Below are 25,992 nucleotides of genomic sequence, written 5' to 3'. Positions count from 1 at the left end.
AAAGGGCAAGACTTTTTTAAAGCGGCATTTGATCGTGTCAAAAAGGCCAGTCTTTGAGCGTTTGTGGGCGGCGGAGGGCCTCTTTTGAGGGGACAGAATGAAAAAAGGACCGCCGTTAAGGCAGCCCTTTGTTAACCTTTAGACCACGGCGCGTCGACCGCAGCATGTGTTACTGGGTCTGTTCCGCATTGCACTTGCGGGCAAGATTGAGCGCCTTTGCAGTGCCTGTCAGATCCACTGTGAAGCCATAGTGTTTTTCGGGGAAAACAAACATGGTCTGTTCGCGCGCGATAGCCTCAAAAACAGCTGGGTTGTCTGTCAGCACATAGCCACCGCTGTAGCCTTTGGTGATGTTGCCACGCATGCCCGTTGCTTCGCCAAAATAAATCTCATCGCCGAGTTTGATGGCAACCGCTTCTTTGTCATCGCGTTTGATGTCAGTTTCAGCTTTGGTGAACACGCCAATGTAGCCAATACCCCGATCCGTGGTGAGGCCCATTTGAATGACGTTGTCCAGCGCGTCTTTGGTTTCTACGAGGCAGGATTTCTTTTCGGTATCGATGTGCACGTTCCAGCCATCAATGGCACCATAGCCGACAAATTTGTCAGCAAAGCTGGCTGTGGACGTGAGAGCGACAAGGGCAGAAGCCGCAAGCATATGTGAAATTCGCATATAAAAACTCCAAGCAAATCAAAAATACGTGTGCCACAACGCTAGGTAGACTCCAGCGGCGTGTCCAGAGCTGCTGTGTGGCGGGCCGCAAATCGGCGAAATTTAGGGTTTAGAACACCCGCAGCTTTTTGAGGCTTTTGCATCGGGCACCGGATCATAGCCAGAGCTGCCAAAGGGATGACAGCGCCCGATACGGCGTAGGGTTAGCCAGCTTCCTTTGAGTGCGCCATGTTTTTCCAGCGCTTCAAGCGCATAGGCCGAACACGTTGGTTGATAGCGGCAATTGAAGCCAACCCATGGGCTGAAAAGCAGGCGATACGCCCGGACAGGCAGCGCAAAAATCTTGGCGAGAGGTGACATTCAGTCATTTTACGGAGAACCGTAGCAAAGAAAAAGAGAGAACAGCAAAGCTGTCCTCCCTTTCCGAGGTCCTCGGGTGAGGACTTACTTTACGATGTGTTCGTCTTTGACAAACATGTTGGACCACGCGCGATCAATCAGATCAGGTCGCATTTGATAGGGAATGCCTTCAAATTCACAAATCGAGATGATCTGATCGATCAGGAAGACGGGCTGATAGTTCGCATATGTGTTGTCAATTGTGGGGTATTTTGTTTTCAGCAGATGGACGAGGCTGGCCTCATCCAGCGGCAGGCCCTTTTTCTTGGCGACCAGTGCGAAGATTTTCAGGAAGTTCTCCTGACTGGGGCCATCAATTTTGATCTTGTAGAAGATCCGGCGCAGCGCTGCCTGATCGAAGATTTCATTGGGATGGAAGTTGGTGGAGAAGATCACCAGCGTGTCAAACGGCACTTCGAACTTTTCGCCCGATTGCAGTGCGAGAATGTCTTTGCTTTCCTCAAGCGGTACGATCCAGCGGTTGACCAGCGCTTGCGGCGGCTCTTCCTGTCGGCCTAAGTCGTCCACGATGAAAATGCCGCCGGTGGATTTCAGTTGCAGAGGGGCCTGATAGGTGCGCGCGGTTGGGTTGTAGACCAGATCCAGCATGTTGAGTGACAGCTCACCCCCCGTGATCACTGTGGGACGGTCACATTTGACATAGCGGCTGTCAAAGCGGGCAGTGCGGCGCAAACTTGACATGTCCTGCTCTTCGGCCTCGGCTGCGGAGTGCACAATCGGGTCATAAACGGTGATGACCTGACCTGCGTATTCGATGGCGTGTGGCACATAGACCTTATCCCCCATCGCGTCGCGAATGCCGTTTGAAATTGAGGACTTACCGTTGCCCGGAGGGCCATACATCAGAATGGAACGGCCTGAACCCACGGCTGGGCCAAGCTGATCGAGCAGGGTGGGCGGCAAAATAAGATGGCCCATGGCATTGGTCAGCTGGTCACGGGTGATCTGGATATTGCGGATCGACTGGCGTTTGACCTGTTCGCGGTAGACATCCAGCGGTACTGGCATGGCGCCGAAATATTCGGATTGGGCCAGCGCATCCATGGCGCGGGTTTTGCCCGCATCGGTCAACTGATAGCCCATCTCATTGCCACTGTTGGCATTCAGCGTGCCGGTGGCCTCCAGCAGTTTCTGTTCACGGGCCATATCCACCAGCTGTTGTGTGACCGCGATTGGCAGACAGATGGCTTTCGCGATGTCTGTGACCATATCGACATTTTTGCGGAAGATGGTTTTCAGCAAAATATCCCGCATCATGACGACGGGCAACTGCATGTCTTCGAGCCGCTTGGGGGCGGGCGGGGCCATCACATTGGTGGTGTGCATGTTCATGACTGGAACACTCCTGATCGGGCCACGTATGGCCCCACTGCTGTTTCCATCTCATAGACAATCAAAAGGTGGCGTTTTTTGGGCCGCTTCGGGCCGGGATGGTGAAGCTTGCGCCTGGCTTAAAGCGCGCCCAGCAGCAGATAGGTGCAGAGCATCAGCCCGATGCCGGTGCCCATGGGGAGGGTCATTTGGTTTCCTTTGCCCACCGATACCCCGTCTGTTGAGGGTTTCAGCCGCCATGCGGCCCAATCGGGTGCCAGATTGCGCAGTGGTGAAAAGCGCACGATCAGAGTCGCAAAGGTGGCCGCGATCAAGCAGGCAAAGGCAAGCCACAACGCATCTGCCGCATCTGCGCGATCCACAAAAAGTGCTGCCACAGCGGCCATTTTGACGTCTCCGGCGCCCATCTGGCGCAACATCCACATCAGAAATAGGATGGCAAATACCACGGCGTAATTGGCAAAGCGCCATGCCATTTCCATGAGGGGAAGTGTGCACAGGCCAGCGACCACAAAAACGGCGAACAAGGCCCAGACGGCCTTGTTGCTGATCCGTTTGAATTTCATGTCGGCATAGAAAATATACAGGCAGATCGGCAACGCCAAGATCAGCGACAGGAGCGCGAAGCTGCTGGAAACCTGCATATTGCGTGCGCCTTAGCTGTTTTCGAGCGCGTTCAGGGCGCGTACGGCAGCCTCAAAGTGCTGTGGGTGCGTTTCAATTGCTTCGCGCAGCAGCACCTTGCTGGTTTCCGTATCCCCTTGTTTGATCGCCGACAGCGCCAGCGTGTGCAGGAGCTGCGCGCGTTCTGTCTGAACCATCGGAATGACAGGCAGGGTGTATTTGCGTTGCGCACCGCGTGCGAGCACCATGTTGTTTTTGGCGGTGAACAGCGTGCTGTCCTGACGGATGGCTTCGCCAAACAGGCGCTCGGCCTCTGCGTAGTCGCCGCGGGTCAGCTTGGAGTAGCCCCAGTTGTTCATAACGCCGCCAGGGCGCGTGGTCAGACCAACTGCAATTTCGTAGAAGCTGTCGGCGCGATTCCAATCCTGATTGCTGTCTGCGATCATGGCTTCGAGGCGATACCGTTTGAAGGTCTCGTGAGTCGGGGGAATGCTGTTGAGTGTTTCTTCTGCCGCGTCCCACTGGCCCGCACGAATTTGGGAATCCGCCAGATCAACCAGATCGGTTGCGGTGCTGTCTTTGTGTTTGGTGACGCGGGCCCAAGCAGGCACGGCTTCGGTGTAACGCTTTGCGCGTACATATGAAATCGCCAGACCACGCTGAATGTCAATGCGGTCGGGATTGTCTTTCAACGTGCGCTGGAAGTAGGAGATCCCCTCGTTGGGGTCTGCCACTGTCAGCATCACATCTGACAGGTTGCTTTCGTCAACCGCGTTCACATCCTGAATGGCGCGCTCAACGCTTTCCTGATCCGTATCTGAGCAAGCTGCCAATGCGGCTATGCTCACAAAACATAACGTCCCCAACACAGTGTGGCGCATTTGTGCGTCCTTTTGCTGCTCGTGCCTTACCTACGGTGTCTGACGGATGAGATAGTCACTGCTGCCCCGTCGAACCAACTTATATTCTTGTGGTTTTTCGCCAGCATAGCCGGAATGATTCGAATTTGCGAGCGCTAAGCGTAAATTATCGCGGATTGCGTCACTTTCGCCATTGTCGAGCGCGTAGGCCTTTCGCAAGATTTGTTCCGCTTCGACAAACTTGCGTTGTTCGATGAGAACGATGCCGAGGTTGTTCCATGTGGCGGGATTTGTTTCGTCTGCTCCAGCCGCTTCGCGCAGCAGGCTTTCCGCCTGACCCAGACGCCCCATGGCGAGGTTTGCGCTGCCTGCGGCAGAAATCACTTCTGGCGTGCGCCCACGCTCAAGGCCAGCCCGCACAAACGCATCCATCGCGAGCTCATATTCACCCGCCTCCATCAAGCGCCAGCCGACAAGCAGCCCATCGACCGCAGCTTCGGAGCGATCAACGCTGGGGGCATAGGGGCTGTCTTTGGACGCACCAAGGCCGCCCGTATCACAGGCGGCCAATGAAAATGTTACTGCAGCGATCAGGGCGGAAGCCCTAAGACCTGTCATTGTGATTGCTCGTTTGCCTTTTTAGCCGAGTTGCGTGATCCCGATCACGGACGGGCTGACCAGAATGATCAACAACGGCGGAACTGTGAGCATCATTGTGGCCAATGTCATCTTTGTTGGCAACTTGTTTGCCGCCTCTTCCGCGCGCATCACGCGTTTGTCACGCATTTCGCCCGCATAGACACGCAGGGCTTCGGCAATTGACGTACCAAAGGTGGCAGACTGAATGAGAACCGTCACGAAAGACGACACGTCTTGCACGCCGCAGCGTTCGCCCATGTCAGAGAGCACTTGGGTTTTGTCTTTACCCGCTTTCATTTCCTGCGCAACGATCTGAAACTCTTGGCTCAATGCCGGATAAGAGGCGCGCAACTCGGCTGCGACGCGCACGATAGATTGGTCCAGAGACTGACCAGCCTCAACGCAGACGAGCATCATGTCCAGGCTGTCGGGGAAGCCTGCGGTGATTTCTTCTTTGCGTTCTTCGACGCGACGGGTGACCCAATATTTGGGCAGCAGATACCCGGCGCCGCCCGGCCCAAGCACCCACATGATCATGTCTGTGGCCGTGGATTCCGGCGTCTTTTTGACAAAGAGATAGTAGCTCAGACCAAGGGCCAGCCCGCTCATGCCAAGCAGGAATTGCGCCAAGTGATAAGCTCGCACGGCATCGCGCGATGGATAGCCGGCCTGCATCAGTTTCAGGCGTACAGAACTCAGTTCCTCTTCGCTTTGGGGTTCAAGGAAAGCTTTGTATTTGTCGAGTTTGGCGTTGGCGCCTTTGCGGCGCAGTTTCTCCTGCTGGCTGTGTGATGCTTTTGCGCCTGCGTTTTGCGCGCGCTTAAGTTTCTCAATGGGGTCATCCCGGCGGGCGGCCGCCATTGTGTAAAGCAGCAAGGCAAAGAACCCGCCGAGTACCAGAACCGCAATCAGTGGACCTTGTGGTCCGAGCATGTCGGACAGCATCAAGTTCAGGGCTTCCATCGTTGTCATTTCAAGCGTTCCTTAAACTTTGATGTTGGTCAGAATTTTCATGACGATCAGGTTCACACCCAAGAAAACCCCCACGGCAATACAGCCAGGAATGTAGAGCCAGTGATCCTTCACATCGTCATAGTAGTTGGGATCCATCACATTGATGGCGATCAGTGCGAGCACGGGGAAAGCCGAAAGGAAGTTGCCAGACCATTTGGCCTCTGCTGTGATCGCTTTCACGCGGCGAAAGAGACGGAAGCGCGCACGGATCACCTTGGACAGACCTGCGAGGATTTCTGCGAGGTTGCCGCCGGATTGCTGTTGAATGGTCACCGCGACAGAGAGAAAGCGCAAATCCTGCATGTCCAGACGTTCGGCCATGTCCTTGAGCGCATCTCCGACATCCCGCCCATAGGCGGCCTCATCCGAAATGATGCCAAATTCGGTGGCCAGCGGATCCTCAACCTCTCTGGACACAATCTGAATGGCAGAGGTGAACGGGTGGCCGACGCGTAGGCTGCGCACCATCAGTTCGATGGCGTCGGGCAGCTGTTCTTCGATTAGGGCAATGCGTTTGCCTGCTTTCATGGCGACCCAGCCGTACACGCCTCCGACACCCATCATCACGCTGATGGCGATACGGGTTATCATGCCGGTTTCAGTCCCTACACTGAGGCCCGCAAAGGCAAAGCCTGACACCAGCACCATGATCATCATGAGCTGTTGCGGCGTGAAGGCAATGGCGGCCTTCTGCGCTTTTTCTGCGAGCAGCGAGTAGAGTGGAATGCCGCGGTTTTCGCTGTGCTGCTTCATCTCCTTACGGAGCTGGTCCAGCACTTCTTCGCGTTTGCCGCCTTTTTCGAGCATTTCCAGGCGTCGATTGACGCGACTGTTGAGGCTGATCGATTTCCCAAAGATGGTCAGATAGGCGCCTTCGACCAAGACAAAGACGCCGACAAAGATCAGACCATATACGATAAGTTCGGGTGAGAATGGCATGTCGTCTTACCCCGCAGACGGTTCGTAGATTTCAGGTGGCAGGTCATAGCCCCAGAGGCGGAAACGTTCTGAGTAGTGACTGCGCACACCTGTGGCCGTGAAGTGGCCGATAATTTTGTTTTCTGGTGTGAGCCCCGTGCGCTGGAAGCGGAAGATTTCCTGCATTGAGATCACATCCCCTTCCATCCCGGTGATTTCGGTGATCGAGGTCATGCGACGTGAGCCATCCTGAAGGCGAGACGCCTGTACAATCAGGTTCACAGCCGAGGAAATCTGACTGCGGACCGCTTTGATCGGCATTTCGATCCCGGCCATGGCAATCATGTTTTCCAGACGGGAGATACCATCGCGCGCGTTGTTGGCGTGGATTGTGGTCATGGAGCCGTCGTGGCCGGTGTTCATGGCCTGCAACATGTCGATCACCTCTTCGCCACGGGTCTCGCCCACGATGATGCGATCCGGGCGCATCCGCAGCGCGTTTTTCAGACAGTCGCGTGGGGAAACCTCGCCTTTGCCCTCGACGTTTGGCGGGCGGCTTTCCATCCGGCCAACGTGAGTCTGTTGCAGCTGAAGTTCCGCCGTATCCTCGATTGTCAGGATGCGTTCGGCGTTGTCGATAAATGAGCTGAGCGCGTTGAGCGTCGTGGTTTTACCGGAGCCTGTACCTCCAGACACAATCACATTGAGGCGGGTGGCCACGGCGGCCTGAAGGTATGCCGCCATCTCTTCGGAAAACGCGCCAAAACGCACCAGATCGTCGATGCCGAGTTTGTCTTTTTTGAACTTACGAATGGAGACCAACGAGCCATCCACCGCAATCGGCGACACCATGGCGTTGAAACGGGAGCCATCCGCCAAACGGGCGTCCACATAAGGGTTGGATTCATCAACGCGACGACCCACGGCAGAAACGATTTTGTCGATGATGCGCAGCAAGTGACGCTCGTCTTTGAAAACGATGTCGGTGAGTTCGAGTTTGCCTGCGCGCTCCACAAAGATCTGTTTGGGACCGTTGACCAGAATATCGTTGACGGTTTCGTCTTGCAGCAGGGTTTCCAGAGGGCCGAGGCCTGTGACCTCATCATAGAGTTCCTGAAACAGCGTTGACCGCTCTTCGCGGTTCAAAACGATGGCTTTTTCCTGCAGCACCTCTGTAGCGATTGCCGTGATCTCTGCGCGCAATTCGCGCTCAGACGCTTTGTCCAGCGCGGCCAGGTTCAAATTGTCGAGAAGCTCGCGGTGAAGTTCCAGTTTGATTTCACCCAAGCGTTCCTTGCGTCGGCGCTCCTTGTCACCCGCCACCACTTCGCCTGCCGCTTGCGCCATAGGGCGGCGCATGACCTTTTTAGCATCCACCGCAGCGGCTGGCGCGGACGCCTGCGATTCAGTCTTGGTGGTTGGTTGCTGGGGTGCTGCCGCTTTTTGAGCGACGGCCGCGCTCGGTTTGGCGTCAGCTTTTTTGTATCGAGAGAACATGGGCTGATCCCTTTTTAAGCGGCTTTTTCGTCAGATTGATCAAGGGCGTGCAGGCTGGCGGCCAGTTTGGCGATTTCTTTGCGCAGCGGGTTTTTCGCTGCGGAAACGGCCAGTGGTTGCCCATGATCAGACGCTTGCACAATTTGCTTGCCGCCGTCAGGCAGGTGCAGATCAATCGAAATGCTGAGGCTTTCTGCCAAACGTTTCACACGGCTTTTGCCTGCAAGATCGGTGAACTTTGGCGCACGGTTCATCACATAGCGCAGCTTTTCAAATGGCAGATCTTCGGCCTGAAGGGCGCGTTTGAGGCGCATCGCATTTTGCGCAGAACGCATGTCGATTTCCATTGTGGCGAAGTAAATATGCGCCGCCTGAAGCACCACTTCGGACCACTGCACAAGCGTGGAGGGCATATCAACAATCACGTAGTCGTAGTGTTTGCGCGCCATTTCAAGCACGCGCTCTATGTCTGCTGGCCCGACCAAGTCGAGGGGAATGATGTCCGCCGGGGCAGTGAGAACGTGAAGGGTGTCTTCGTAGGTTTGAAGCGCCTGTCCAAAACTATCGCTGTCCATGCTTTCGGTGTCGGTGATCAGTTCGAAAACCGAATCCGGGCGGGGCAAATCCAGATAGGTGGACATTGTGCCGAACTGAAGGTCGAGGTCGATCAGGCACACGCTTGGCGCATTGTTCTTGATTGAGGCGAGTTCCCAGCCAAGGTTTGTGGCAAGGGTTGTTGCCCCCGTGCCGCCTGCCAGCCCGTGCACGGCGATCAGCACGCCTTCGCGAGATTCCTGGTTTGCAGACAAGGTGACATGCGGCGTTTGCTTGGCTTCGCTTAGCTGAGACACAGCGCGCAGTTTTTCAATGGCGGTTTGCAACTCACCGGGTGGAAGAGGGTAGGGGATGAACTCATCCGCCCCTTGCCGCAAGAGGTGATGCAGGGAGGCTGGTGTCACGTCTTCGGCGATCAGCAGGGTGCGGATTTTGCGATTGCGCGCCTCTGTGATGATTTCGCTGAGATCGTCGAGCGCGTCCTCATCCATGTCGTCAATGGCCAGAACGATGAACTCAAGGTGTGCGGCGTCCGGCTGTTCCATGAAGGGAATCGCGTCTTCGAAGCTCAGGTCACCCCACTGTTCCCCCAGCGCGTCTTCCATGTCGACGATCAACAGTTCAAAATTCTGCACGTCTCGGCAAATCGTACATGCCAAGATTGGACTTTGATCTGTTTGCAGCGGCTCGCTACTCATTTTTTTGCCTCTAGTTCACTGGCGCCAAAAGCGCGTGTCATTCTTTAGAGGTGCCCACCTCTTTGCGTGTGGATGTGTTTCATCCCAGGTGCTGTGATTCCACGCAGACGCACCTTGCCTTGGGTCCCAACATCTTTCCCAACTGGGGCAACATTGGGGCCAAAAAGCCGAAATTGTGCGGAATTGTGCGACGATGTGTGGGATATGGAGGGAGTGTTTCCACAAAAAAACCGGCCAACAGCGGCCGGTTTTTGAGAAACAGTGTTTTGAGGTTGTGGAATGCTTCCTACTCGCCACCACCTGAGGATGTGAGACCTTCGATACCAGGGGCCGCAACCGCACTGGCGATATAGTCGCGATAGATGATTTGCGCATATTTACCATCCATCACCGTTGGATGGCGATCCACGAATCCGGTGACTTCTGTAACGGTGCGTCGGTTTTGACGTTCACGTCCTTGGGTCACGACCAGCGGCTGCGTTTTGCCCAGAGAGACCACAGCTTCAAGCCGGTCCTGGTCAATGCCTTGAGCACTTAGATAGGACACAACAGCGCGTGCGCGGCGCAGGCCGAGCTGTTTGTTGTAAGCGCTTGAGCCGACAGCATCGGTGTGGCCATAGACTTTGAAGCGCACTTCCGGAAACTGTTTGATCCAGTTGGCCTGCAAATCCAGGATGGACCGCGCCTGCGGATCAAGTGTTGCGCTATCAAAGTCGAAGTTGACCATATCGGGCACTTCTTCGGCAAAGCGATTTGCCAAGCTCAATGCATAGCTGCGCTCACCGTTTTGAATGCCCAGATTGTTGACTGTTGCGGAGCCAAATGTGCCGCTGTCAACGACGGAGCCCGCTTCGCGGAACCAAGAGGGCACCGCGCTGTTGTCGCCATCTGAGCAGGCGGACACCAAGAGTGCGGACAGGGCTATGATTCTTTTCAACATTGCGAATCCTTCCCTCAATCCATCACGTAGCCATAAGAGCCGGTGAAGTCTTGTTTGGCGACCTCAGCTGCTGCGCCGCGTTGTTTTTTCACATTGCCCGTTGTGTGTCCGAACAGGAAAAGCTCCTGTTCCGTTGGTGGCTTGACCCGATCTGTCGGCAGCGCAAGTGCATCGCCACGTGTTGGGGTGACCAAATGCGCCGTTACGATCACAACCAGTTCCGACTGAGAGCGGTTGTAGTCCGCGCTGCGAAACAGGGTGCCCAGAACCGGCACATCGCCAAGCCATGGAACTTGCGAGTTGTTGTCGCGGAAGTCGTCTTCGAGCAGGCCGGCGATCGCAAAGCTTTCCCCATCGCGCAACTCAACTGTTGTGGAGGCTTCGCGCCGAGTGAATGCAGCAATGGTGAGGCCGTTGTTGGTGAAGCCATTGGCATTGTCGATGGCGGATACAGCGGTCGCAAGCTCCAGATTGATGACATCGCCGTCCACCACGCGGGGGATAAAGTTCAGCTCTACACCGAAGGGTTTGAACTCAACTGTGATCTCGCCGTCATCCTGTGCGACGGGCACTGGATATTCACCGCCTGCGAGGAATTTCGCTTCTTGGCCTGAAAGCGCGGAAAGGTTCGGTTCCGCCAGAGTACGTGTCAGCCCTTTGCTTTCCAGAGCTTGAAGGAGGACTTCGATTTCAAACGCGCCGATGTCTAGGCTGAAAGTGCCAGCGCCAAAAGTGCCGGCATTCAAAGGCACCTGCCCATTTTCATTGAGCGGTGCAAGAAAGTTGCTTGTACCGAAGCGGCGTGAGCCATCTTTGACGCCGTTCAATCCAAAATCCAGTGCTTTGGAGACGCTGCGTTGCATTTCAGCAAAGCGCACTTTCAACATGACCTGCTGAACGCCACCCACCACCATTAGATTGGAAACACGCTCTGGCGCATAGCGTTCAGCCAAATCAAGCGCACGTTGCAAGCGCTGTGCGGAGCTAACTGTGCCTGAAAGCACGATGCCATCGTTGGCGGTGCGTACTTCGATTGTTTCGTTGGGCAGGATCTGTTTCAGACGCTCTTTGAATTCGCTGAGATCCGGCGCGACACGCACTTCCACATTGGTGATGAGCTTTCCGGTTGCATCCAGCAAGGTCAGCGTTGTCAGCCCCGGAGATTTGCCCAATACATAAATGGTGCGGTCAGACAGCGATGAGATATCCGCGATGGCCGGGTTGGCAATCGAGAGTTCCGCAAAGGGTACTTCGCTTTCTACCACAACTGCGCGGTTCATCGGAACGCCGAGCGTTGAGGAGGTGCCGCTGCGCAGCACGCGTAAAGTTTCTGCCTCAGCAGAGGGAGGTGCCACAAATGGCAAAACCCCGATGGCGACGCCCAGCAGGGCCGCGCCAAATAGTCTTTTCATTGTCATTGTGACCTGCCTCTCGATCACGCCTCAGTTTGCGGGTCTTTTGCCCACTATTGAGCTTAGTGTGCGCTAGTTGAGAGTTTATTGCAAGAATCAATGACTTTCGGTGATTTTTTGATGTTTTGGGCTGTGTATTTGCCGACACAGACAAAGACGCGAAACGCTGTTAGGCCACAAAGAAAGGGCACCCACAGTGTGGTGCCCTTTCTTTGCTTGCACGCGTGAGGCGCGTCAATTCGTACAGGGAATTGGAATGGTCGAGACGGTGCCGCCCTTGCGTGTCTTGATCGTGCAGACACGTTCAGGCTCAACTTGAACGACCTCTTGTACTTCTTGGACTGGCGCATCTTCGATGCCAAGAAGACGCCTCTGGTCTACTTCGATCACCTCTGCAACAGTATCGTCGCCAGCGCCAACAAGCGAAAGCGAGAGGCGGCCGGAGCTCTGGGCGAAGTTCAGCGCTGGAACCTCGTCCGTTGTGACTGCAACCGTCACCGTGCGTGCAATGCCTCCCCCCTTCATCTCTTCGTTTACGGACTGATCCACCGCGATCAATTTGACGTTTGGTTGGATAAGTTTGGTGAACTCGCCGCGGTTTGAGCGATCATTTTCGACGCGCCCTGTCCAATAGACATCCACGCTGTCGCCGGGGCGTAGCAGGCCAGAGACACCGCTGGTCACATCCACACGAATTGTAAAGGCACGTTCGCCTTCCGCGAGGCGTGAGCGAATGCCCGCTTCCTGCCCTGGTTCGGTGAGCTTTGCCGCGATCAGCACCTCACCCTTTTCCATGGTGCGTAGGATCACGCGTTGTTTGTTGTCGCCATCGGGGAACAGTACCTCAGGATCTGTGAACATCCCGTCGACAATGGCCGCTTTTGGCCATTTCACCCGCCGAACATCTTTCAGCGCGAGTTTTTCACCGAATTTCATCTGGCGTGCCACAGTAAATCCGTCGACCAGTTCAATATCCGGCTGCGCATTTTTGCGAGCCAGCTCGGCCTGTTTGTCGATTTCTTTGATGTAGTTTTGCGCCATGTAGACTGCGAATCCTGCGATCCCAAGACCAAAAAGCAAAACGCCTGCAAAAAGAGCGCGCATGGTTCCCACCTCGTGTTTGGGTCTGCGTTTTCAAGTGCGCAGACCGGTTCCTTGCCAAACATGCTGTCCAAATGTGGCGAATTCAGGGTGCCAAATGACAGGTTTCGTGGCCTTGCTGATGTATTGGATGCCTTGGGTTTTGCCTGGATTTAGATCGGGGGATTGGATCGTCAGACGTCAATCCAGCCTGTTTTGCTGGAGGGGCAAGCAGACTGACCGCATTCTATTCTTTCAAGCTGGAGCATCAAATATCCGGTTGCGCCGGCCGGTAAATGCCTGGCCTGTAAATGCAAAGAGGCGCCGAAAACGGCGCCTCTCAACTCGAAAAGGTATAACCTTATTCGTCGGCAAACGCTGCAGTGGAGTTTGCATCGGCGGTGCCCAGAGCGGTGGATGCGTCGCCAGTCAGGTCAGCAGTTGCGCCCTCGATTACGGTGAAGGCTGCGATTGCCAGGCCAACAACGGCTGCAGTCAGAACGACCCAGTCTACAGTTACGGCGCCGTCTTCGTCGTTGCGGAAGTTTTTGATGAATTTGATCATTGGATTGCTCCTGTAAAAAAGTGTTCGAAGAGCTCAGACGCAAACTGCCTTAAGGGCCTTTTCGCTTCTGAGTTTGGCTATCTGATTAGTTGGTGATGCCAAATGCGGCATTGGAGTTCGCGTCCGCGTCGGTTGTCAGGGCGGTGTTTGCGTCGCCTGTCAGGTCAGCGGTTGCAGTTTCGATTACAGTGAAGGCTGCGATTGCCAGACCAACAACGGCTGCAGTCAGAACGACCCAGTCTACAGTTACGGCGCCGTCTTCGTCGTTGCGGAAGTTCTTGATGAACTTGATCATGTTGTGTCCCTCCAAAGGATCTAAATGTTTGTGCCACCTTGTCGGATCTTTGTCGGCGCTCTCTCCTGCGCCATCCCGACTTGGTATGAGAGCAATATGTTGGCGGATTGGGGCGGGAATTGGGCGCAAGTGGCTCCATTTTGGACCATCTGGGAATCCTTGGAGATGTCGAATTAACTTATTGTTTTTAATTGTAAAAAAATTAACCACCGCGACCCTTACAGTTTTGAAAGGGTATTTTTAGAGCGAATCCCATGTCATTTGGGCGGAATCGGGCGTCTAAAACTGGTGTGATCTGGCAAAATTTGCGAGACTCGCAAGAAAGTACCGCGAGCAGGATTGCGAAATGGTTTATTTGGGGCGAGTGGCGTGTTTTGCGCTGATGATTTTTGCAGGAGTCGCGACCGCTGTGAGTGCGGAGGGGCCGAAACCCTTTCCAGACTTTTCTGCCAAGCGTGTAAAGCCGCCCACAGCGGGGCAGGCAAAGCGCATTACGGTTCAAATCACACCAGACGCACCGGAGCTGGCCACAGCGCCCACGGCGGGGATTGGTGGCGGCGTTGCCCAGAGTGGGCCGCGCGCGCAGCCGCTGGAATGGTTCTGGGCGGATGTGTCGCCAGATGTGTCTGCAAGTGGGCCGGGCCGATTGGAGCCCGCTTTGATGCGTTTGTCCAATCCTCCGGAAGGGCAGCGGTTGGCCACGCCGAGGTTGGCGACTTTGCAAGGAATTGCGCAGACCTACGGCGTGGATATTTTGCTGTCGTCCATCGGCACGCAGGTTTCGCCCGCATTGGCGCTTGCCGTGATTGCAGTTGAGAGTGCCGGGAATGCGGAGGCCGAAAGCACGGCAGGCGCACAGGGACTCATGCAGTTGATGCCAGCCACGGCGGCCCGCTTTGATGTGTCAGATGCGTTTGATGGGGCTGACAATATTGCCGGGGGAATCCGGTATCTGGACTTCCTGATGGAGAAATTCGCGGGAGATCCCATTTTGGTTTTGGCGGGATACAACGCAGGGGAAAACGCGATTGCCACCCACGAGGGCGTGCCGCCCTTTGCGGAGACGCGCGCCTATGTGCCCAAAGTGTTGGCCGCCTTTGAGGTTGCCAGGGCGTTGTGTGTCACGCCGCCCGAGCTGATTTCGGATGGATGTGTCTTTGCCAATCCGTAGACGTGCAGTATGCGCGGGCGCCGGTCTCAGGTCTTGAAGTGTGCGGCCCGCGCGTCTTCAGCAGTTGGGCACGTTGACCGCGAGTCCGCCCAGAGACGTCTCTTTGTATTTTTCATGCATGTCCGCGCCGGTCTGGCGCATGGTTTCAATCACGGCATCCAGCGGCACAAAGTGGTGGCCATCGCCACGCAGGGCGAGGGAGGCGGCTGAGACAGCTTTGATCGCACCGAGGCCATTGCGCTCGATGCAGGGCACCTGAACCAGACCTTTGACCGGGTCACAGGTCATACCGAGGTGGTGCTCTAGCGCGATTTCGGCGGCGTTCTCCACTTGCTCCGGTGTGCCGCCCATGACAGCACAGAGACCTGCTGCTGCCATTGCGGAGGCGGAGCCCACTTCGGCCTGACAACCTGCCTCAGCTCCGGAAATGGAGGCGTTGAATTTCACAAGCCCACCAATCGCGGCTGCGGTGAGCAGAAATTCTTCGACGCGGCTGGCGCTGGCGCTGGGCACATGATCCAGCCAGTAACGGATCACAGCGGGCATTACGCCCGCGGCGCCATTGGTTGGGGCGGTCACGACTTGACCACCTGCGGCGTTTTCTTCGTTCACCGCCATGGCATAGGCACTCATCCAGTCATTGATGGTGTGGGGCGCAACAAGATTCATACCGCGTTCTGCCTGTAGGGCGTCATGAATGCCCTTGGCGCGGCGGCGCACATTGAGGCCGCCGGGCAACGTGCCGTCGGTGGTGAGGCCGCGCTCTATGCAGTCGTTCATCACCTGCCAGATGCGTGCGCAGCCTTTGTTCAGGCTTTCTGTGCAGCCGCGGGCGATCTCGTTTGAGCGCTTCATCTCTGCGATTGATTTGCCAGAGTGTTCTGCCATCTCCAGCATTTCAGCGGCTGATTTGAACGGGTACGGGATGGGCGCGCCTTCATCGGTGGCTGCGCCGCCTTCGAGTTCGCCTTCGGTCAGGACAAAGCCGCCACCAATCGAGTAGTAGGTTTCCTGAAGGATCACGTCCCCCTGTGCGTCAGTGGCCATGAGGATCATGCCATTGGCATGGCCGGGCAGGTTGGGGCCAAAGTCAAATTTGAGATCTTCGCGGGGCTCAAATGCCAGTGGGGGCAGGCCCTCGGGGTGTACATGCCCCGTGGTCCGAATCTTTTCCAGCGCGGCTTCTGCCTTTTCGTGGTCGTAGCTGTCGGGAAGGAAGCCCGCGAGCCCCAGAATGGTTGCGCGATCTGTGGCGTGGCCGACGCCGGTAAATGCGAGTGAGCCATGCAGGCTTGCGCGGAGGCCATGTGCGTCAAACGGGGAGGCGCGCAGCAGGTCAAGAAAGCGCGCAGCGGCCACCATTGGACCCATCGTATGCGAAGAAGAAGGGCCAACGCCCACTTTGAACATATCAAAGACAGAGAGAAACATCAGGTGGCAGATCCTTCTGGCGGTGTGGCTAGCGAGGGGTTGGTAAACGGTGTCGGGCCGAGGCCTTCGGCGCGTTGCGCGGCCCGCGTGCTTTCACGGGTTTCTGCACGCTCACAGATCTGTAGGAGCGTGGGGAAGCGGTGTATGTCAAACCAGCGCTGCTCTGGCAGGTCGGCATAGAGTTTTGTCCAGCGTAGCAGACAGGGAATATAGAGATCGAGCAACGTAGGGACTGCGCCCCCTGCCAAACCGGGGGCTTGCGACATGCCTGCCTCTAAGATGCTCAGATCGTTTTGCAGGCGTTGTCTGAATATGCTGCGTAGCTGTGTTTGATGCTGGGGATCTTCGCCGATGAATTTTTCGGGATAGAAGAAATGCCGCAGATCAATTTGGAAGGTGTTTGAGCACCAGAACATCCACTTCAGGAACGGCGCGCGCAGCGGGGTGTTGGCGGCGGGGGCCAGTGAATCTGCGTGTTCTGAGAGCCACATTAGAATCGCGGCTGTTTCAAAGAGAGCGCCGTTTGGGGTTTCCAGTACCGGAATTGTGCCGTTCGGGTTCAATGCCAGATAGGCGGGTGCGCGCTGCGCATTGGTGCGCCGATCCACTAGGGTGGTTTGATACGACAGGCCAAGCTCTTCCAACGCCAGCCGAACGATCAGCGAAGCGTTGTCTGGTGCGTAGTGTAGGCAAAAGGTCTCTGTCATGTGTTTGTTTTATCCGGGCTTGCCGCATGGGCGCTGCGCAAAAGCGACGTTTCCGATGGGAAACACGCAGCGCCGCCAAGGTCAACGTCGCGCTTGGCTTGATGCGCGATATATGAGCAATCAAACGATGAAATGCGCCGCATTGAGCGGAATTTAGAGTAATCGGCTCTCGCCCCCGGCGACCAACTTTCCTATAAAGCTGCAAAGGTTGCAGGGAGTTGTCGCAATGACCGGAGAGTTGTCGCCCATTGATAAGGCGAAATTTGTCGCCGCCAAACGCGCCACTGACTATGTTGAAGATGGCATGCGCGTTGGTTTGGGAACCGGATCGACGGCGGCATGGCTCGTGAGGTGCCTTGGTGAAATGGTGCGTGATCAGGGGCTGCGCATCAAAGGTGTGCCAACCTCCACACGCACGGCGGAGCTCGCGCGGGAAGTGGGGATCGAGGTCGTCAGTCTTGACGAAGCCAAATGGCTGGATGTGACGATTGACGGGGCAGATGAATTTGATGCGGATCTGAACCTGATCAAAGGCGGGGGCGGTGCCCTGCTGCAGGAGAAGATCGTCGCAACGGCATCAGATCAAATGGTTGTGATCGCTGATGTTGGTAAAGAGGTCGAAACACTGGGCGCTTTCCCTTTGCCGCTGGAGGTGGTGCCGTTTGGCTGGCAAACCACGCAGGCCTTGATCGAGGAAACCCTTGTGAGCATGGATGTTCTGGGGCGTGCGAGCACGCTACGGATGAACGGTGCCTCGCCATTCATGACGGATGAGGGCAATCATATTCTTGATTTGCACCTTAACCGAATTGGTGATGCCCGACAGCTCGCTTTGGCCATCAATCAAATGCCGGGTGTGGTTGAAAATGGTCTCTTTATCGATATCTGTGACGCTGTTGTTGTTGGCTATGGCGACGGGCGCGTGGAAGTGCGGGATATCAATGCCGGAACAATCGAAGAAGCGATGCTCGACTTCGCAGAAACAGACAATCTTTTCACGGATCTCGTGGACTAACAAAAAGGCTTATCATGTCCTTTGATTATGATCTCTTTGTCATCGGCGGTGGTTCCGGTGGTGTACGGGCTGCGCGTGTCGCCGCAGCGGAAGGTGTGAAAGTCGCACTTGCCGAAGAAGACCGCTATGGTGGCACATGTGTGATCCGCGGCTGTGTGCCCAAAAAGCTGATGGTGTTTGCCTCTGAATACTCCGGTATGGTTGGGGATGCGCAGGCTTATGGATGGGACATTCAGGCGGGTGACTTCAGCTGGGATGCGTTCAAGACAAAGCTGCACGCAGAGCTTGACCGACTTGAGGGCATTTATCGCAACCTGTTGAAAAACAGTGGTGTTGAGAGCTTCGATCAGCGCGCCAAGATGGTGGATGCGCACACTGTTGAACTCGCAGATGGCACGCGCAAAACCGCGAAACATGTGCTTCTGGCCATGGGGGGCCGCCCTGTATGGCCAGATTTGCCGGGCGCAGAGTTGGGCATCAGCTCCAATGAGATCTTCCATCTTGATAAGCTGCCAGAGAGCATTCTGATTGTGGGTGGTGGCTATATTGCCAGCGAGTTTGCGGGCATCATGAATGGCCTTGGCGTGAAGACCACCCAGTTTTATCGCGGCGCGCAAATTCTGCGCGGTTTTGATGATGAAGCCCGTGGTCTGGTCGCTGAAGAAATGCGCCAGCGTGGCGTCGATATCCATTGCGGCACCAACGTTTTGGAAATGCGCAAAGAGGGCGACAAGATCTGGGTGAAGGCAACCAATGGCGATGAGCGGTTGTTTGATCAGGTGATGTTTGCCACAGGCCGTGCGCCCAACACCGACAACATGGGGCTGGAAGAGATCGGCGTGACGCTTGGCCGTAAAGGTGAAGTGGTTGTTGATGACTACAGTCAGACTGTTGTGCCGTCTGTATTTGCCGTGGGCGATGTGACGGATCGGGTGAACCTCACCCCTGTTGCGATCCGCGAGGGCATGGCTTTTGTGGAAACGGTGTTCAAAGGCAATCCAACAACCGTGGATCATGAGTTGATCCCAACCGCCATCTTCACCCAGCCTGAAATGGGCACCGTGGGCCTCAGCGAAGAGGAAGCGGCGGAGCAGGAGCCGATCGAAGTCTATGCAACAAGCTTTAAGCCGATGCAGCAGGCCTTTGCCGGGCGTGCAGAGCGCGTGTTGATGAAGCTGATCGTGAGCAAGGCGACGCGCAAGGTTCTGGGCTGTCACATCGTCGCGCCTGGTGCCGGTGAGATGATCCAGCTTGCGGGCATTGCCGTAAAAATGGGCGCGACCAAGGAAGACTTCGACCGGACTGTAGCAGTGCATCCGACCATGTCGGAAGAACTGGTAACCATGAAAGCACCCGTGCGCACTCTGTAAGGCGCAATGGGTTGATTTTTCCGGCGTAACCCTCAGGTTTGTAGGGTACGCCAATGACGATACGTAGAGAGGGAAGATCCCGTATGGCAGGTAACAATGGCGGCCCCTGGGGAGGGGGCGGCAATAACCAAGGCGGCGGCGGAAATCGCGGCAACAACAATGGAAATGGCCAGCGCCCGCCACAGGGTGATGGGCCACAGATCCCGGACATCGATGACCTGATGAAAAAAGGTCAGGATCAGCTGCGCGTCCTTATGGGCGGTCGCGGTGGTCAAGGTGGCGGTGAAGGCGGCTCCGGCGGAACCGGTGGTCCGCGCATCAGCAAAGGGATGCTGTTGGTTGGCGCTGTGGCTGCTGTTGGGCTTTGGCTGTCTGCCAGCCTCTACCGCGTGCAGAACTTTGAGCAATCGGTTGAGTTGTTCCTTGGCGAGTACTATCGCACCGGCACCGAAGGTTTGAATTTTGCGCCTTGGCCTCTGATCACGCGTGAAGTTCTGCCAGTGACACGCGAACAGACCGAAGATATGGGCGGTGCGCGTCGCGGCGAAGATGGCTTGATGCTGACCAGCGATGAAAACGTTGTGGACGTTGACTATCAGGTTGTCTGGAACATTGCGGATCCTGCGAAGTATCTTTTCAACCTGCGCGATCCACGCCAAACCATTCAGGCTGTTTCTGAATCAGCGATGCGTGAGATCATTGCACAGTCTGAGCTGGCACCCATCTTGAACCGAGACCGTGGTGTGATCGCAGATCGTCTGCAAGAATTGATCCAGGACACTTTGGACAGCTATGACAGCGGCGTGAATATCGTGCGTGTGAACTTTGACCGTGCTGATCCGCCGTCGACTGTGATTGATGCCTTCCGCGATGTTCAGGCGGCTGCACAGGAGCGTGACCGCTTGCAGAACGTGGCAGATGCCTATGCCAACCGTGTTCTGGCGGAAGCCCGTGGTGAAGCGGCGCAAGTTCTGGAAGAAGCTGAAGGTTATCGTGCTCAGGTCGTAAATGAAGCGGAAGGTGAAGCCTCTCGCTTTAGCGCGGTACGTGAGGAATATGCGAAAGCACCGGAAGTGACACGTAAGCGTCTCTATCTGGAGACGATGGAGCGTGTTCTGGGTGATGTGGACAAGATCATCATCGAAGAAAACGGCGGATCAGGATCAGGCGTTGTGCCATATCTGCCGCTGAATGAGCTGCGCAAGGGGAGCAACTGATATGAACAAGTCTACATATCTTCTGCCCGTCATTGTGATCGCTATTGCGGGTATTTTGTCTTCGATCTTCATCGTGGATGAACGTGAGAAAGCACTGGTGCTGCAATTTGGTCGTGTGGTCTCTGTGAAGGAAGACCCGGGTTTGGCCTTGAAGCTTCCGCTCATTCAGGAAGTGGTGCGCTATGATGATCGCATCCTTTCGATTGATGTGGGGCCAATCGAGGTGACGCCCGCAGATGACCGCCGTCTCGTGGTTGATGCGTTTGCCCGGTACCGGATCGCAGATGTTGAACAGTTCCGTCAGGCTGTTGGTGATGGCGGCGTTGGAATCGCAGATCAACGTCTTGATCGTATTCTGACCGCTGAAACCCGTGAGGTTCTGGGTACTGTGTCCTCCAAAGACATTCTGTCCACCGATCGTGCGGCGTTGATGCTGCGCATCCGAAATGCAGCAATCACGCAGGCGCGTGCGCTGGGTCTGGATGTGATTGACGTGCGTCTGAAAGCGACGGATCTGCCACCACAGAACCTTGAAGCCACCTTTGAGCGGATGCGAGCGGAACGTGAACGTGAAGCAACCGACGAACGTGCACGTGGTAACGAAGCCGCACAGCGTGTACGTGCGCAGGCGGATCGTACCGTTGTGGAGCTGGTTTCTGAGGCGCGTCGTGAGGCGGAAATCATTCGCGGTGAAGCTGACGCCAAGCGGAACGCGATTTTTGCCGATGCGTTTGGTGCGGACCCGGAGTTCTTTGAATTCTATCGGTCGCTGACTGCCTATGAGCGCTCCTTGCAGGGATCAAATTCCTCGATGGTGTTGTCCCCTGACAGCGAGTTCTTTGAGTATCTGCGTTCCCCAACCGGGGCGGCACCGGCGGCTGGCCAGTGATCGAAACCCTGTTTCTGGCCCTTGGGCTGGTGTTGATTGTGGAGGGGCTGGTGTACGCACTGGCCCCTTCCATTATTGAGGATCTGCTGGCGGCATTGCGGGCGTTGCCGATTGAGCAACGGCGTTACATGGGGCTTGCCGCACTTGCCCTTGGGTTGGCCTTGGTTTGGGTAGCCAAAGCGCTCGGCGCGTGAACTCGATGTAGGGTAATGGACGGGCCGCGTATTTCACATGCGGCCCTTTTTGCGCCCCTTATGGACGCTCTATCGCGATGGCTGTGCCTTCGCCGCCGCCAATACAAATGGCCGCGATGCCGCGCTTAAGGCCGCGTTTTTCCAGAGCATTCAGCAATGTCACCATGATGCGGGCGCCGCTTGCGCCAATGGGGTGGCCAAGCGCGCAGGCGCCACCGTTTACATTCACAATGTCACGGCTCAGGCCCATCTCATGCATGAAGGCCATGGGCACGACGGCAAAGGCCTCGTTGACCTCCCAAAGGTCGACGTCCTCTTTCAGCCAGCCGATCTTTTCAAGAAGCTTCTGGGCAGCAGGAACCGGCGCGGTGGTGAAAAGGCCGGGCGCTTGGGCATGACTTGCATGGCCCACGATGTGCGCGCGGACGTTGAGGCCCTGTTGCTGTGCAGCTTCCTCAGAAGCCAGAACCAAGGCAGCGGCGCCATCCGAAATCGACGAGCTGTTGGCTGGTGTCACCGTGCCCTCTTTTCGGAAAGCTGGCTTCAGATGTGGGATCTTTTCAGGTCGGGCGTTGCCCGGCTGTTCGTCTTCACCGATTTCAACAGTGCCTTTACGTGTGGTGAGGGTGACGGGGGCGATTTCACCGTCAAAGGCGCCAGATTTTTGCGCCTCAAGCGCATTGGACAACGATTTAAGTGCGTATTCATCCTGCGCTTCACGGGTGAATTGGAAACTCACGGCGCAGTCTTCGGCGAACGTGCCCATCAGTCTGCCTTTATCGTAGGCGTCTTCCAAGCCATCCAGAAACATATGGTCGATGACCTGCTGATGACCGATTCGTGCCCCCGAGCGCATCTTGGGCAAAACGTATGGGGCGTTGGTCATGCTCTCCATGCCGCCCGCGATCATGACGTCGCGATCTCCGAGTGCGATGGAATCAAATGCCATCATCGCGGCTTTCATGCCAGAGCCGCACATTTTGTTAAGTGTGGTGGCGGGAACCTCCTCGCCGAGCCCAGCACCAAATCCGGCTTGGCGCGCGGGGGCCTGTCCCTGGCCAGCCGGCAGAACGCAGCCCATCAAGACCTCGTCAGCGGTGTTGGCTTGCGCGTTTTTCAGCGCCGCCTTGATGGCTGTTCCGCCAAGTTCAGCAGCGGTCACATCTGCAAATGCGCCTTGAAAACCGCCCATAGGGGTGCGCGCGGCCCCTGCGATCACAACGTTTTTCATCACGTGCTCCTCATCTGTGATGGCATTTCCTTGTGCTTGGCTTTGGGGGGTAAATATTGCAAGGATGTTTCAGGCTGTTGAGTCAGAAATGGCACGCCGCCGAAACAATTGACGATCAGAAGCGCTCATAACTTGGTAAGAAATTCCGAATAGTGTTTCCTGAGGACGAAAGTTGAAGGAGACGTCTTATGAACCTGTCGAGTAAGACAGAAGGCGGAGCATTGGTTGTATCGGTTCACGAAACGCGTATCGACGCGTCCGTTGCGATTCAGTTTAAAGATCGTATGCGGGAAGAAACTGAGCAGGCCACCGGTCGGGTGATTCTGGATCTGTCCGAAGTCGATTTTATTGATTCCAGCGGTTTGGGCGCGATTGTCGCGGCGATGAAGCAGCTGGGAGGAGAGAACCGTCTGGAGCTCTCTGGCTTGAATGAGAACGTAGATAAAGTGTTTCGTCTGACGCGTATGGACACGGTGTTCCGGATCCATGAGACGCTTGACGAAGCCTTCGTAGAATGAACTGAAATTTGCAAAGCTGGGGCACACAATAGAGTGACCAATTCGCAGGCTGATATTCACATCGAGCTTAAGGGCACGCCGCAAGAAGTGCGCAACGCCCTCGAAACGCTCCGGCAGAAGCTGACAGCGGAAGAATTCGCAGCTTGCAATGCTGGTGTGCTTGAACTTGTGCTCGCAGAAGTTTTGAACAACGTTGTTGAGCATGCGCTGGCCGGGCGCAATGACGGCCAAATTGTCATCAGTTGCAACTACATCAATCAATGCTGGCAGGTTGAAGTGCGCGACAATGGCGTCGAAATGCCGGGCAATGAACTTCCAAGCGGGATCATGCCTGACCTTGGGGGCGATATCGCCGATTTGCCAGAAGGGGGTTTTGGCTGGGGGCTTGTGCGGTCGCTCGCGCAGGATATTGATTACCGCCGCCGGTCCTCTGGCTACAATCAGCTGAAGTTTTCCGTACCGGACTGATCCACCTAGTAATTTGCTCTCCGCTTTTCCAGCTGGCAGAGCGCGCCTTTGGTTTGGCTGCGCGAGGATCGCCGGGACTCGCGGATTAAATCTCTCCTATTTTGGCGTTTAAAGCCTCGCTTTTGGCGCGACCCATCGGAAATCGCTACGTCTTTCGTCGTAGCGCCGCAATCCGTGATCAGCAGTTGGTTGCATTGTCGGTTGTGGGCCGTAACATCCCTTAACAAGTGAGGGAGAGTTTATGAGAGATTTTCATTTTCCGGGAAGATCCGCGGTGATGGCAACCAATGGGATGTGTGCCACGTCCACACCGCTGGCTGCTCAGGTTGCGGTTGATATCCTGCGCAAGGGCGGCAATGCGATGGACGCGGCGATCGCGGGGTCCGTGTTGCTTGGTATCTGTGAACCTGCATCGACAGGCATTGGGGGTGACTGCTTTGCGCTGATATCTCCGGCGGGAAGTGAAGAGATGTTTGCCTTCAATGGATCTGGGCGAGCACCAGCTGCTGCCAACGCGGCGGATTTGCGCACGCGCGGCCTTGAAGCTGTTCCGCTTTTTGGTGTGGAGGCCGTGACGATCCCAGGGGCGATTGATGGGTTCTGCACGCTCTCTGAGCGATATGGAAAATTGGGCCTCGCTGACAGTCTTGCACCGGTGATCCACTATGCGGAAGAGGGTATACCTGTCGGGCCAAGAAGTGCGTTTGACTGGCAGCAAACCCAAAGCAATCTTCAGGGCCATGGACGCCGCCACTATTTGAAAGACGGGCAGCCGCTGAGTAAAGGTGATATTTTCAGAGCGCCCGGCCAGGCTGAAGTTTTGCGGCGCGTTGCGGCGCAAGGACGCGATGCGTTCTATACCGGTGAAATTGCCGAAGATATGGTTGCCACGTTGCGTGCGATGGGCGGTGTGCATACGCTCGATGACTTTGCGGCCACGTCTGGCAATGACGCAACACCGATTGCCGGACATTACAAGGGCGCTGAACTGCTTGAGCATCCACCCAACGGGCAGGGGGCGACGGCGATTTTGATGCTCAATATCCTCAGTCATTTCGACGTGGCATCTATGGATCCGTTCGGCGTTATGCGCACGCATATTGAAGCAGAGGCGGCAAAGCTTGCCTATGATGCGCGCGATCGCTTGATTGCAGATCCGGATACCGCGGCGCGCACGCAGCATATGTTGTCATTGCAGACAGCGGAGAAGCTCGCTGCCTTGATCGATCCGAAGCGCGCAATGCCCGCCGCCGCGCCATTGACCGAAGCCGTGCACAAAGACACGGTGTATCTGACTGTCGTCGACAAAGACGGTATGGCGGTGTCGATGATCTATTCGATTTTCCATGCGTTTGGTTCGGGTATCGCATCTGACAAGTTTGGGATCTTGATGCAAAATCGCGGAGGGGGCTTCACTTTGAAAGAGGGGCATCCAAACGAAATGCTAGGCGGCAAACGCCCGATGCATACGATTATCCCTGGGATGGTGCGTCGTGACGGGCGGGTGGAAATGCCGTTTGGTGTGATGGGGGGGCACTATCAGCCCAATGGCCATGCACGTGTGCTGTCAAATATCGAGGATTTTGGCATGGATCCACAGGCGGCGCTGGATGCACCGCGTGCCTTTACCGAGGACGGCACGCTCAAACTTGAGCGTGGATATAGTGATTCTGTGAAGCAAGGGCTTGCTGATCTGGGTCATAAGGTTGCGGTCCCGGATATGCCGATAGGGGGCGCACAGGCGATACGGATACATCCGTCGGGCGTGCTTGAAGGGGCTTCGGATCCGCGTAAAGATGGCGCAGCGATAGGATATTGAACATATGTCAATCACACCCATCAAAACATTGGTTGCAAACGCAAAAGCCGAAATTCGCACTCTGTCACAGGAAGACGCTGAAGCGATGGTCGCTGCCGGAGAGGCGTTGTTTGTGGACATTCGAGATCCGAGAGAGTTGTCCCGAGACGGATATATCGACGGCGCATTTCATGCGCCGCGCGGCATGTTGGAGTTCTGGGTTGCGCCCGACAGCCCGTATCACAAGCCAGAGTTGGCCACAGACAAAACGCTGATTCTTTATTGTGCGAGTGCGTGGCGCTCTGCGCTCTCGGTGAAAGCGCTCCAGGACATGGGCGTCGATAATATCGCCGAGATGGACGGCGGGTTTGGGGCATGGAAAGCGCGTGGTGCGCCGATTGCAACGCAATAGCATAAACGCCGGGTCATAGGCCCGGCGGTGTCTTCAACCCTGTCTGCGG

28 protein-coding genes are annotated in these 25,992 nt (G+C 56.0%); 10 read left to right on the top strand and 18 right to left on the bottom strand.

Annotated elements, in window-relative coordinates:
* Positions 1 to 169: 169 nt before the first annotated feature.
* From J7413_RS12705 to J7413_RS12635, 15 genes are all read right to left on the bottom strand, one after another.
* A complete protein-coding gene (locus tag J7413_RS12705; RefSeq protein ID WP_209098724.1) occupies positions 170 to 673 on the bottom strand; it encodes a hypothetical protein in 504 nt (167 codons plus the stop codon).
* A gap of 102 nt (positions 674 to 775) precedes the next feature.
* Entirely contained in the window at positions 776 to 1,033 is a 258-nt protein-coding gene (gene yidD / locus J7413_RS12700) for a membrane protein insertion efficiency factor YidD (RefSeq protein ID WP_209098722.1), read from the bottom strand.
* Positions 1,034 to 1,117: 84 nt separating this feature from the next.
* Positions 1,118 to 2,425, bottom strand: coding sequence for an ATPase (locus tag J7413_RS12695; protein ID WP_209098720.1), 1,308 nt, complete (start codon positions 2,423 to 2,425; stop codon positions 1,118 to 1,120).
* A gap of 119 nt (positions 2,426 to 2,544) precedes the next feature.
* The gene (locus tag J7413_RS12690; RefSeq protein ID WP_209098718.1) at positions 2,545 to 3,069 is read right to left on the bottom strand and encodes a prepilin peptidase; all 525 of its coding nucleotides are present in this window, start codon (positions 3,067 to 3,069) and stop codon (positions 2,545 to 2,547) included.
* A gap of 12 nt (positions 3,070 to 3,081) precedes the next feature.
* Entirely contained in the window at positions 3,082 to 3,930 is an 849-nt protein-coding gene (locus J7413_RS12685) for a tetratricopeptide repeat protein (protein WP_209098716.1), read from the bottom strand.
* A gap of 30 nt (positions 3,931 to 3,960) precedes the next feature.
* Positions 3,961 to 4,527 carry a tetratricopeptide repeat protein gene (locus J7413_RS12680; RefSeq protein ID WP_209098714.1) on the bottom strand — a complete coding sequence of 189 codons (567 nt, stop codon included), beginning with the start codon at positions 4,525 to 4,527 and terminating at the stop codon, positions 3,961 to 3,963.
* Between the two features lie 21 nt (positions 4,528 to 4,548).
* The gene (locus tag J7413_RS12675) at positions 4,549 to 5,520 is read right to left on the bottom strand and encodes a type II secretion system F family protein (protein ID WP_209098712.1); all 972 of its coding nucleotides are present in this window, start codon (positions 5,518 to 5,520) and stop codon (positions 4,549 to 4,551) included.
* Positions 5,521 to 5,532: 12 nt separating this feature from the next.
* A complete protein-coding gene (locus tag J7413_RS12670; protein WP_209098710.1) occupies positions 5,533 to 6,501 on the bottom strand; it encodes a type II secretion system F family protein in 969 nt (322 codons plus the stop codon).
* A 6-nt stretch (positions 6,502 to 6,507) separates the two neighbouring features.
* Positions 6,508 to 7,977, bottom strand: coding sequence for a CpaF family protein (locus J7413_RS12665; RefSeq protein WP_209098708.1), 1,470 nt, complete (start codon positions 7,975 to 7,977; stop codon positions 6,508 to 6,510).
* A gap of 14 nt (positions 7,978 to 7,991) precedes the next feature.
* Complete coding sequence (locus tag J7413_RS12660; RefSeq protein WP_209098706.1) at positions 7,992 to 9,230, bottom strand: AAA family ATPase; 1,239 nt, start codon at positions 9,228 to 9,230, stop codon at positions 7,992 to 7,994.
* A 286-nt stretch (positions 9,231 to 9,516) separates the two neighbouring features.
* Positions 9,517 to 10,170 (bottom strand): OmpA family protein, encoded by a 654-nt coding sequence (locus tag J7413_RS12655; RefSeq protein WP_209098704.1) that lies wholly within the window; start codon positions 10,168 to 10,170, stop codon positions 9,517 to 9,519.
* A 14-nt stretch (positions 10,171 to 10,184) separates the two neighbouring features.
* Positions 10,185 to 11,588 carry a type II and III secretion system protein family protein gene (locus tag J7413_RS12650; protein WP_209098702.1) on the bottom strand — a complete coding sequence of 468 codons (1,404 nt, stop codon included), beginning with the start codon at positions 11,586 to 11,588 and terminating at the stop codon, positions 10,185 to 10,187.
* Between the two features lie 228 nt (positions 11,589 to 11,816).
* Positions 11,817 to 12,686, bottom strand: a complete 870-nt coding sequence (gene cpaB, locus J7413_RS12645; RefSeq protein WP_209098700.1) for a Flp pilus assembly protein CpaB — start codon at positions 12,684 to 12,686, stop codon at positions 11,817 to 11,819.
* A 337-nt stretch (positions 12,687 to 13,023) separates the two neighbouring features.
* Positions 13,024 to 13,227, bottom strand: a complete 204-nt coding sequence (locus J7413_RS12640; RefSeq protein ID WP_209098698.1) for a hypothetical protein — start codon at positions 13,225 to 13,227, stop codon at positions 13,024 to 13,026.
* A gap of 85 nt (positions 13,228 to 13,312) precedes the next feature.
* Complete coding sequence (locus J7413_RS12635; protein ID WP_209098696.1) at positions 13,313 to 13,522, bottom strand: hypothetical protein; 210 nt, start codon at positions 13,520 to 13,522, stop codon at positions 13,313 to 13,315.
* 382 nt (positions 13,523 to 13,904) lie between these two features.
* Between J7413_RS12635 and J7413_RS12630 the strand changes: the two genes are divergently transcribed.
* Positions 13,905 to 14,693: a lytic transglycosylase domain-containing protein gene (locus J7413_RS12630; RefSeq protein ID WP_209099142.1), complete on the top strand. Its 789-nt coding sequence runs from the start codon at positions 13,905 to 13,907 to the stop codon at positions 14,691 to 14,693.
* Between the two features lie 57 nt (positions 14,694 to 14,750).
* On the opposite strand, the gene J7413_RS12625 is transcribed toward J7413_RS12630, so the two are convergent.
* Positions 14,751 to 16,124: an L-serine ammonia-lyase gene (locus tag J7413_RS12625; RefSeq protein WP_209098694.1), complete on the bottom strand. Its 1,374-nt coding sequence runs from the start codon at positions 16,122 to 16,124 to the stop codon at positions 14,751 to 14,753.
* Complete coding sequence (locus tag J7413_RS12620; protein ID WP_209098692.1) at positions 16,124 to 16,831, bottom strand: glutathione S-transferase family protein; 708 nt, start codon at positions 16,829 to 16,831, stop codon at positions 16,124 to 16,126. The genes J7413_RS12625 and J7413_RS12620 overlap by 1 nt, the downstream gene beginning before the upstream one ends.
* 226 nt (positions 16,832 to 17,057) lie before the next feature.
* Between J7413_RS12620 and rpiA the strand changes: the two genes are divergently transcribed.
* From rpiA to J7413_RS12595, 5 genes are all read left to right on the top strand, one after another.
* Positions 17,058 to 17,846: a ribose-5-phosphate isomerase RpiA gene (gene rpiA / locus J7413_RS12615; protein ID WP_209098690.1), complete on the top strand. Its 789-nt coding sequence runs from the start codon at positions 17,058 to 17,060 to the stop codon at positions 17,844 to 17,846.
* A gap of 14 nt (positions 17,847 to 17,860) precedes the next feature.
* Positions 17,861 to 19,216, top strand: a complete 1,356-nt coding sequence (gene gor / locus J7413_RS12610) for a glutathione-disulfide reductase (RefSeq protein ID WP_209098687.1) — start codon at positions 17,861 to 17,863, stop codon at positions 19,214 to 19,216.
* Positions 19,217 to 19,299: 83 nt separating this feature from the next.
* On the top strand, positions 19,300 to 20,433 hold the full coding sequence (hflK, locus tag J7413_RS12605; protein WP_209098685.1) for an FtsH protease activity modulator HflK: 1,134 nt from the start codon (positions 19,300 to 19,302) through the stop codon (positions 20,431 to 20,433).
* Between the two features lies 1 nt (position 20,434).
* Positions 20,435 to 21,322: a protease modulator HflC gene (gene hflC / locus J7413_RS12600; protein WP_209098683.1), complete on the top strand. Its 888-nt coding sequence runs from the start codon at positions 20,435 to 20,437 to the stop codon at positions 21,320 to 21,322.
* Positions 21,319 to 21,516, top strand: a complete 198-nt coding sequence (locus tag J7413_RS12595; protein WP_209098681.1) for a DUF2065 family protein — start codon at positions 21,319 to 21,321, stop codon at positions 21,514 to 21,516. Before hflC ends, J7413_RS12595 begins: the two co-directional genes overlap by 4 nt.
* A gap of 58 nt (positions 21,517 to 21,574) precedes the next feature.
* Here J7413_RS12595 and J7413_RS12590 read toward each other — a convergent pair whose 3' ends face one another.
* Positions 21,575 to 22,747 carry an acetyl-CoA C-acyltransferase gene (locus J7413_RS12590; protein ID WP_209098679.1) on the bottom strand — a complete coding sequence of 391 codons (1,173 nt, stop codon included), beginning with the start codon at positions 22,745 to 22,747 and terminating at the stop codon, positions 21,575 to 21,577.
* Positions 22,748 to 22,935: 188 nt separating this feature from the next.
* Between J7413_RS12590 and J7413_RS12585 the strand changes: the two genes are divergently transcribed.
* From J7413_RS12585 to J7413_RS12570, 4 genes are all read left to right on the top strand, one after another.
* Positions 22,936 to 23,265, top strand: coding sequence for an STAS domain-containing protein (locus tag J7413_RS12585; RefSeq protein WP_209098677.1), 330 nt, complete (start codon positions 22,936 to 22,938; stop codon positions 23,263 to 23,265).
* Between the two features lie 33 nt (positions 23,266 to 23,298).
* Positions 23,299 to 23,733, top strand: a complete 435-nt coding sequence (locus tag J7413_RS12580) for an ATP-binding protein (RefSeq protein ID WP_209098675.1) — start codon at positions 23,299 to 23,301, stop codon at positions 23,731 to 23,733.
* Between the two features lie 241 nt (positions 23,734 to 23,974).
* On the top strand, positions 23,975 to 25,552 hold the full coding sequence (locus J7413_RS12575; RefSeq protein ID WP_209098673.1) for a gamma-glutamyltransferase family protein: 1,578 nt from the start codon (positions 23,975 to 23,977) through the stop codon (positions 25,550 to 25,552).
* 4 nt (positions 25,553 to 25,556) lie between these two features.
* On the top strand, positions 25,557 to 25,943 hold the full coding sequence (locus J7413_RS12570; protein WP_209098671.1) for a rhodanese-like domain-containing protein: 387 nt from the start codon (positions 25,557 to 25,559) through the stop codon (positions 25,941 to 25,943).
* Positions 25,944 to 25,992 lie beyond the last annotated feature (49 nt).

It is taken from the genome of Shimia sp. R10_1 (assembly GCF_017744095.1).
Classification (GTDB): Bacteria; Pseudomonadota; Alphaproteobacteria; order Rhodobacterales; family Rhodobacteraceae; genus Shimia.
Note: the sequence above shows the minus strand (reverse complement) of the source record. Positions and strands in the feature narration are given on the sequence as shown.

Bases quoted from the DNA above. Each gene is read 5' to 3' on its own strand.
- yidD (WP_209098722.1), bottom strand. From the start codon at position 1,033: ATGTCACCTCTCGCCAAGATTTTTGCGCTGCCTGTCCGGGCGTATCGC.
- J7413_RS12635 (WP_209098696.1), bottom strand. From the start codon at position 13,522: ATGATCAAGTTCATCAAGAACTTCCGCAACGACGAAGACGGCGCCGTA.
- J7413_RS12585 (WP_209098677.1), top strand. From the start codon at position 22,936: ATGAACCTGTCGAGTAAGACAGAAGGCGGAGCATTGGTTGTATCGGTT.
- J7413_RS12640 (WP_209098698.1), bottom strand. From the start codon at position 13,227: ATGATCAAATTCATCAAAAACTTCCGCAACGACGAAGACGGCGCCGTA.
- J7413_RS12625 (WP_209098694.1), bottom strand. From the start codon at position 16,124: ATGTTTCTCTCTGTCTTTGATATGTTCAAAGTGGGCGTTGGCCCTTCT.
- J7413_RS12695 (WP_209098720.1), bottom strand. From the start codon at position 2,425: ATGAACATGCACACCACCAATGTGATGGCCCCGCCCGCCCCCAAGCGG.
- J7413_RS12570 (WP_209098671.1), top strand. From the start codon at position 25,557: ATGTCAATCACACCCATCAAAACATTGGTTGCAAACGCAAAAGCCGAA.
- cpaB (WP_209098700.1), bottom strand. From the start codon at position 12,686: ATGCGCGCTCTTTTTGCAGGCGTTTTGCTTTTTGGTCTTGGGATCGCA.
- J7413_RS12675 (WP_209098712.1), bottom strand. From the start codon at position 5,520: ATGACAACGATGGAAGCCCTGAACTTGATGCTGTCCGACATGCTCGGA.
- J7413_RS12685 (WP_209098716.1), bottom strand. From the start codon at position 3,930: ATGCGCCACACTGTGTTGGGGACGTTATGTTTTGTGAGCATAGCCGCA.
- J7413_RS12575 (WP_209098673.1), top strand. From the start codon at position 23,975: ATGAGAGATTTTCATTTTCCGGGAAGATCCGCGGTGATGGCAACCAAT.
- J7413_RS12630 (WP_209099142.1), top strand. From the start codon at position 13,905: ATGATTTTTGCAGGAGTCGCGACCGCTGTGAGTGCGGAGGGGCCGAAA.
- hflK (WP_209098685.1), top strand. From the start codon at position 19,300: ATGGCAGGTAACAATGGCGGCCCCTGGGGAGGGGGCGGCAATAACCAA.
- J7413_RS12650 (WP_209098702.1), bottom strand. From the start codon at position 11,588: ATGACAATGAAAAGACTATTTGGCGCGGCCCTGCTGGGCGTCGCCATC.
- J7413_RS12660 (WP_209098706.1), bottom strand. From the start codon at position 9,230: ATGAGTAGCGAGCCGCTGCAAACAGATCAAAGTCCAATCTTGGCATGT.
- J7413_RS12680 (WP_209098714.1), bottom strand. From the start codon at position 4,527: ATGACAGGTCTTAGGGCTTCCGCCCTGATCGCTGCAGTAACATTTTCA.
- hflC (WP_209098683.1), top strand. From the start codon at position 20,435: ATGAACAAGTCTACATATCTTCTGCCCGTCATTGTGATCGCTATTGCG.
- J7413_RS12665 (WP_209098708.1), bottom strand. From the start codon at position 7,977: ATGTTCTCTCGATACAAAAAAGCTGACGCCAAACCGAGCGCGGCCGTC.
- J7413_RS12705 (WP_209098724.1), bottom strand. From the start codon at position 673: ATGCGAATTTCACATATGCTTGCGGCTTCTGCCCTTGTCGCTCTCACG.
- J7413_RS12670 (WP_209098710.1), bottom strand. From the start codon at position 6,501: ATGCCATTCTCACCCGAACTTATCGTATATGGTCTGATCTTTGTCGGC.
- gor (WP_209098687.1), top strand. From the start codon at position 17,861: ATGTCCTTTGATTATGATCTCTTTGTCATCGGCGGTGGTTCCGGTGGT.
- J7413_RS12590 (WP_209098679.1), bottom strand. From the start codon at position 22,747: ATGAAAAACGTTGTGATCGCAGGGGCCGCGCGCACCCCTATGGGCGGT.
- J7413_RS12620 (WP_209098692.1), bottom strand. From the start codon at position 16,831: ATGACAGAGACCTTTTGCCTACACTACGCACCAGACAACGCTTCGCTG.
- J7413_RS12655 (WP_209098704.1), bottom strand. From the start codon at position 10,170: ATGTTGAAAAGAATCATAGCCCTGTCCGCACTCTTGGTGTCCGCCTGC.
- J7413_RS12690 (WP_209098718.1), bottom strand. From the start codon at position 3,069: ATGCAGGTTTCCAGCAGCTTCGCGCTCCTGTCGCTGATCTTGGCGTTG.
- rpiA (WP_209098690.1), top strand. From the start codon at position 17,058: ATGACCGGAGAGTTGTCGCCCATTGATAAGGCGAAATTTGTCGCCGCC.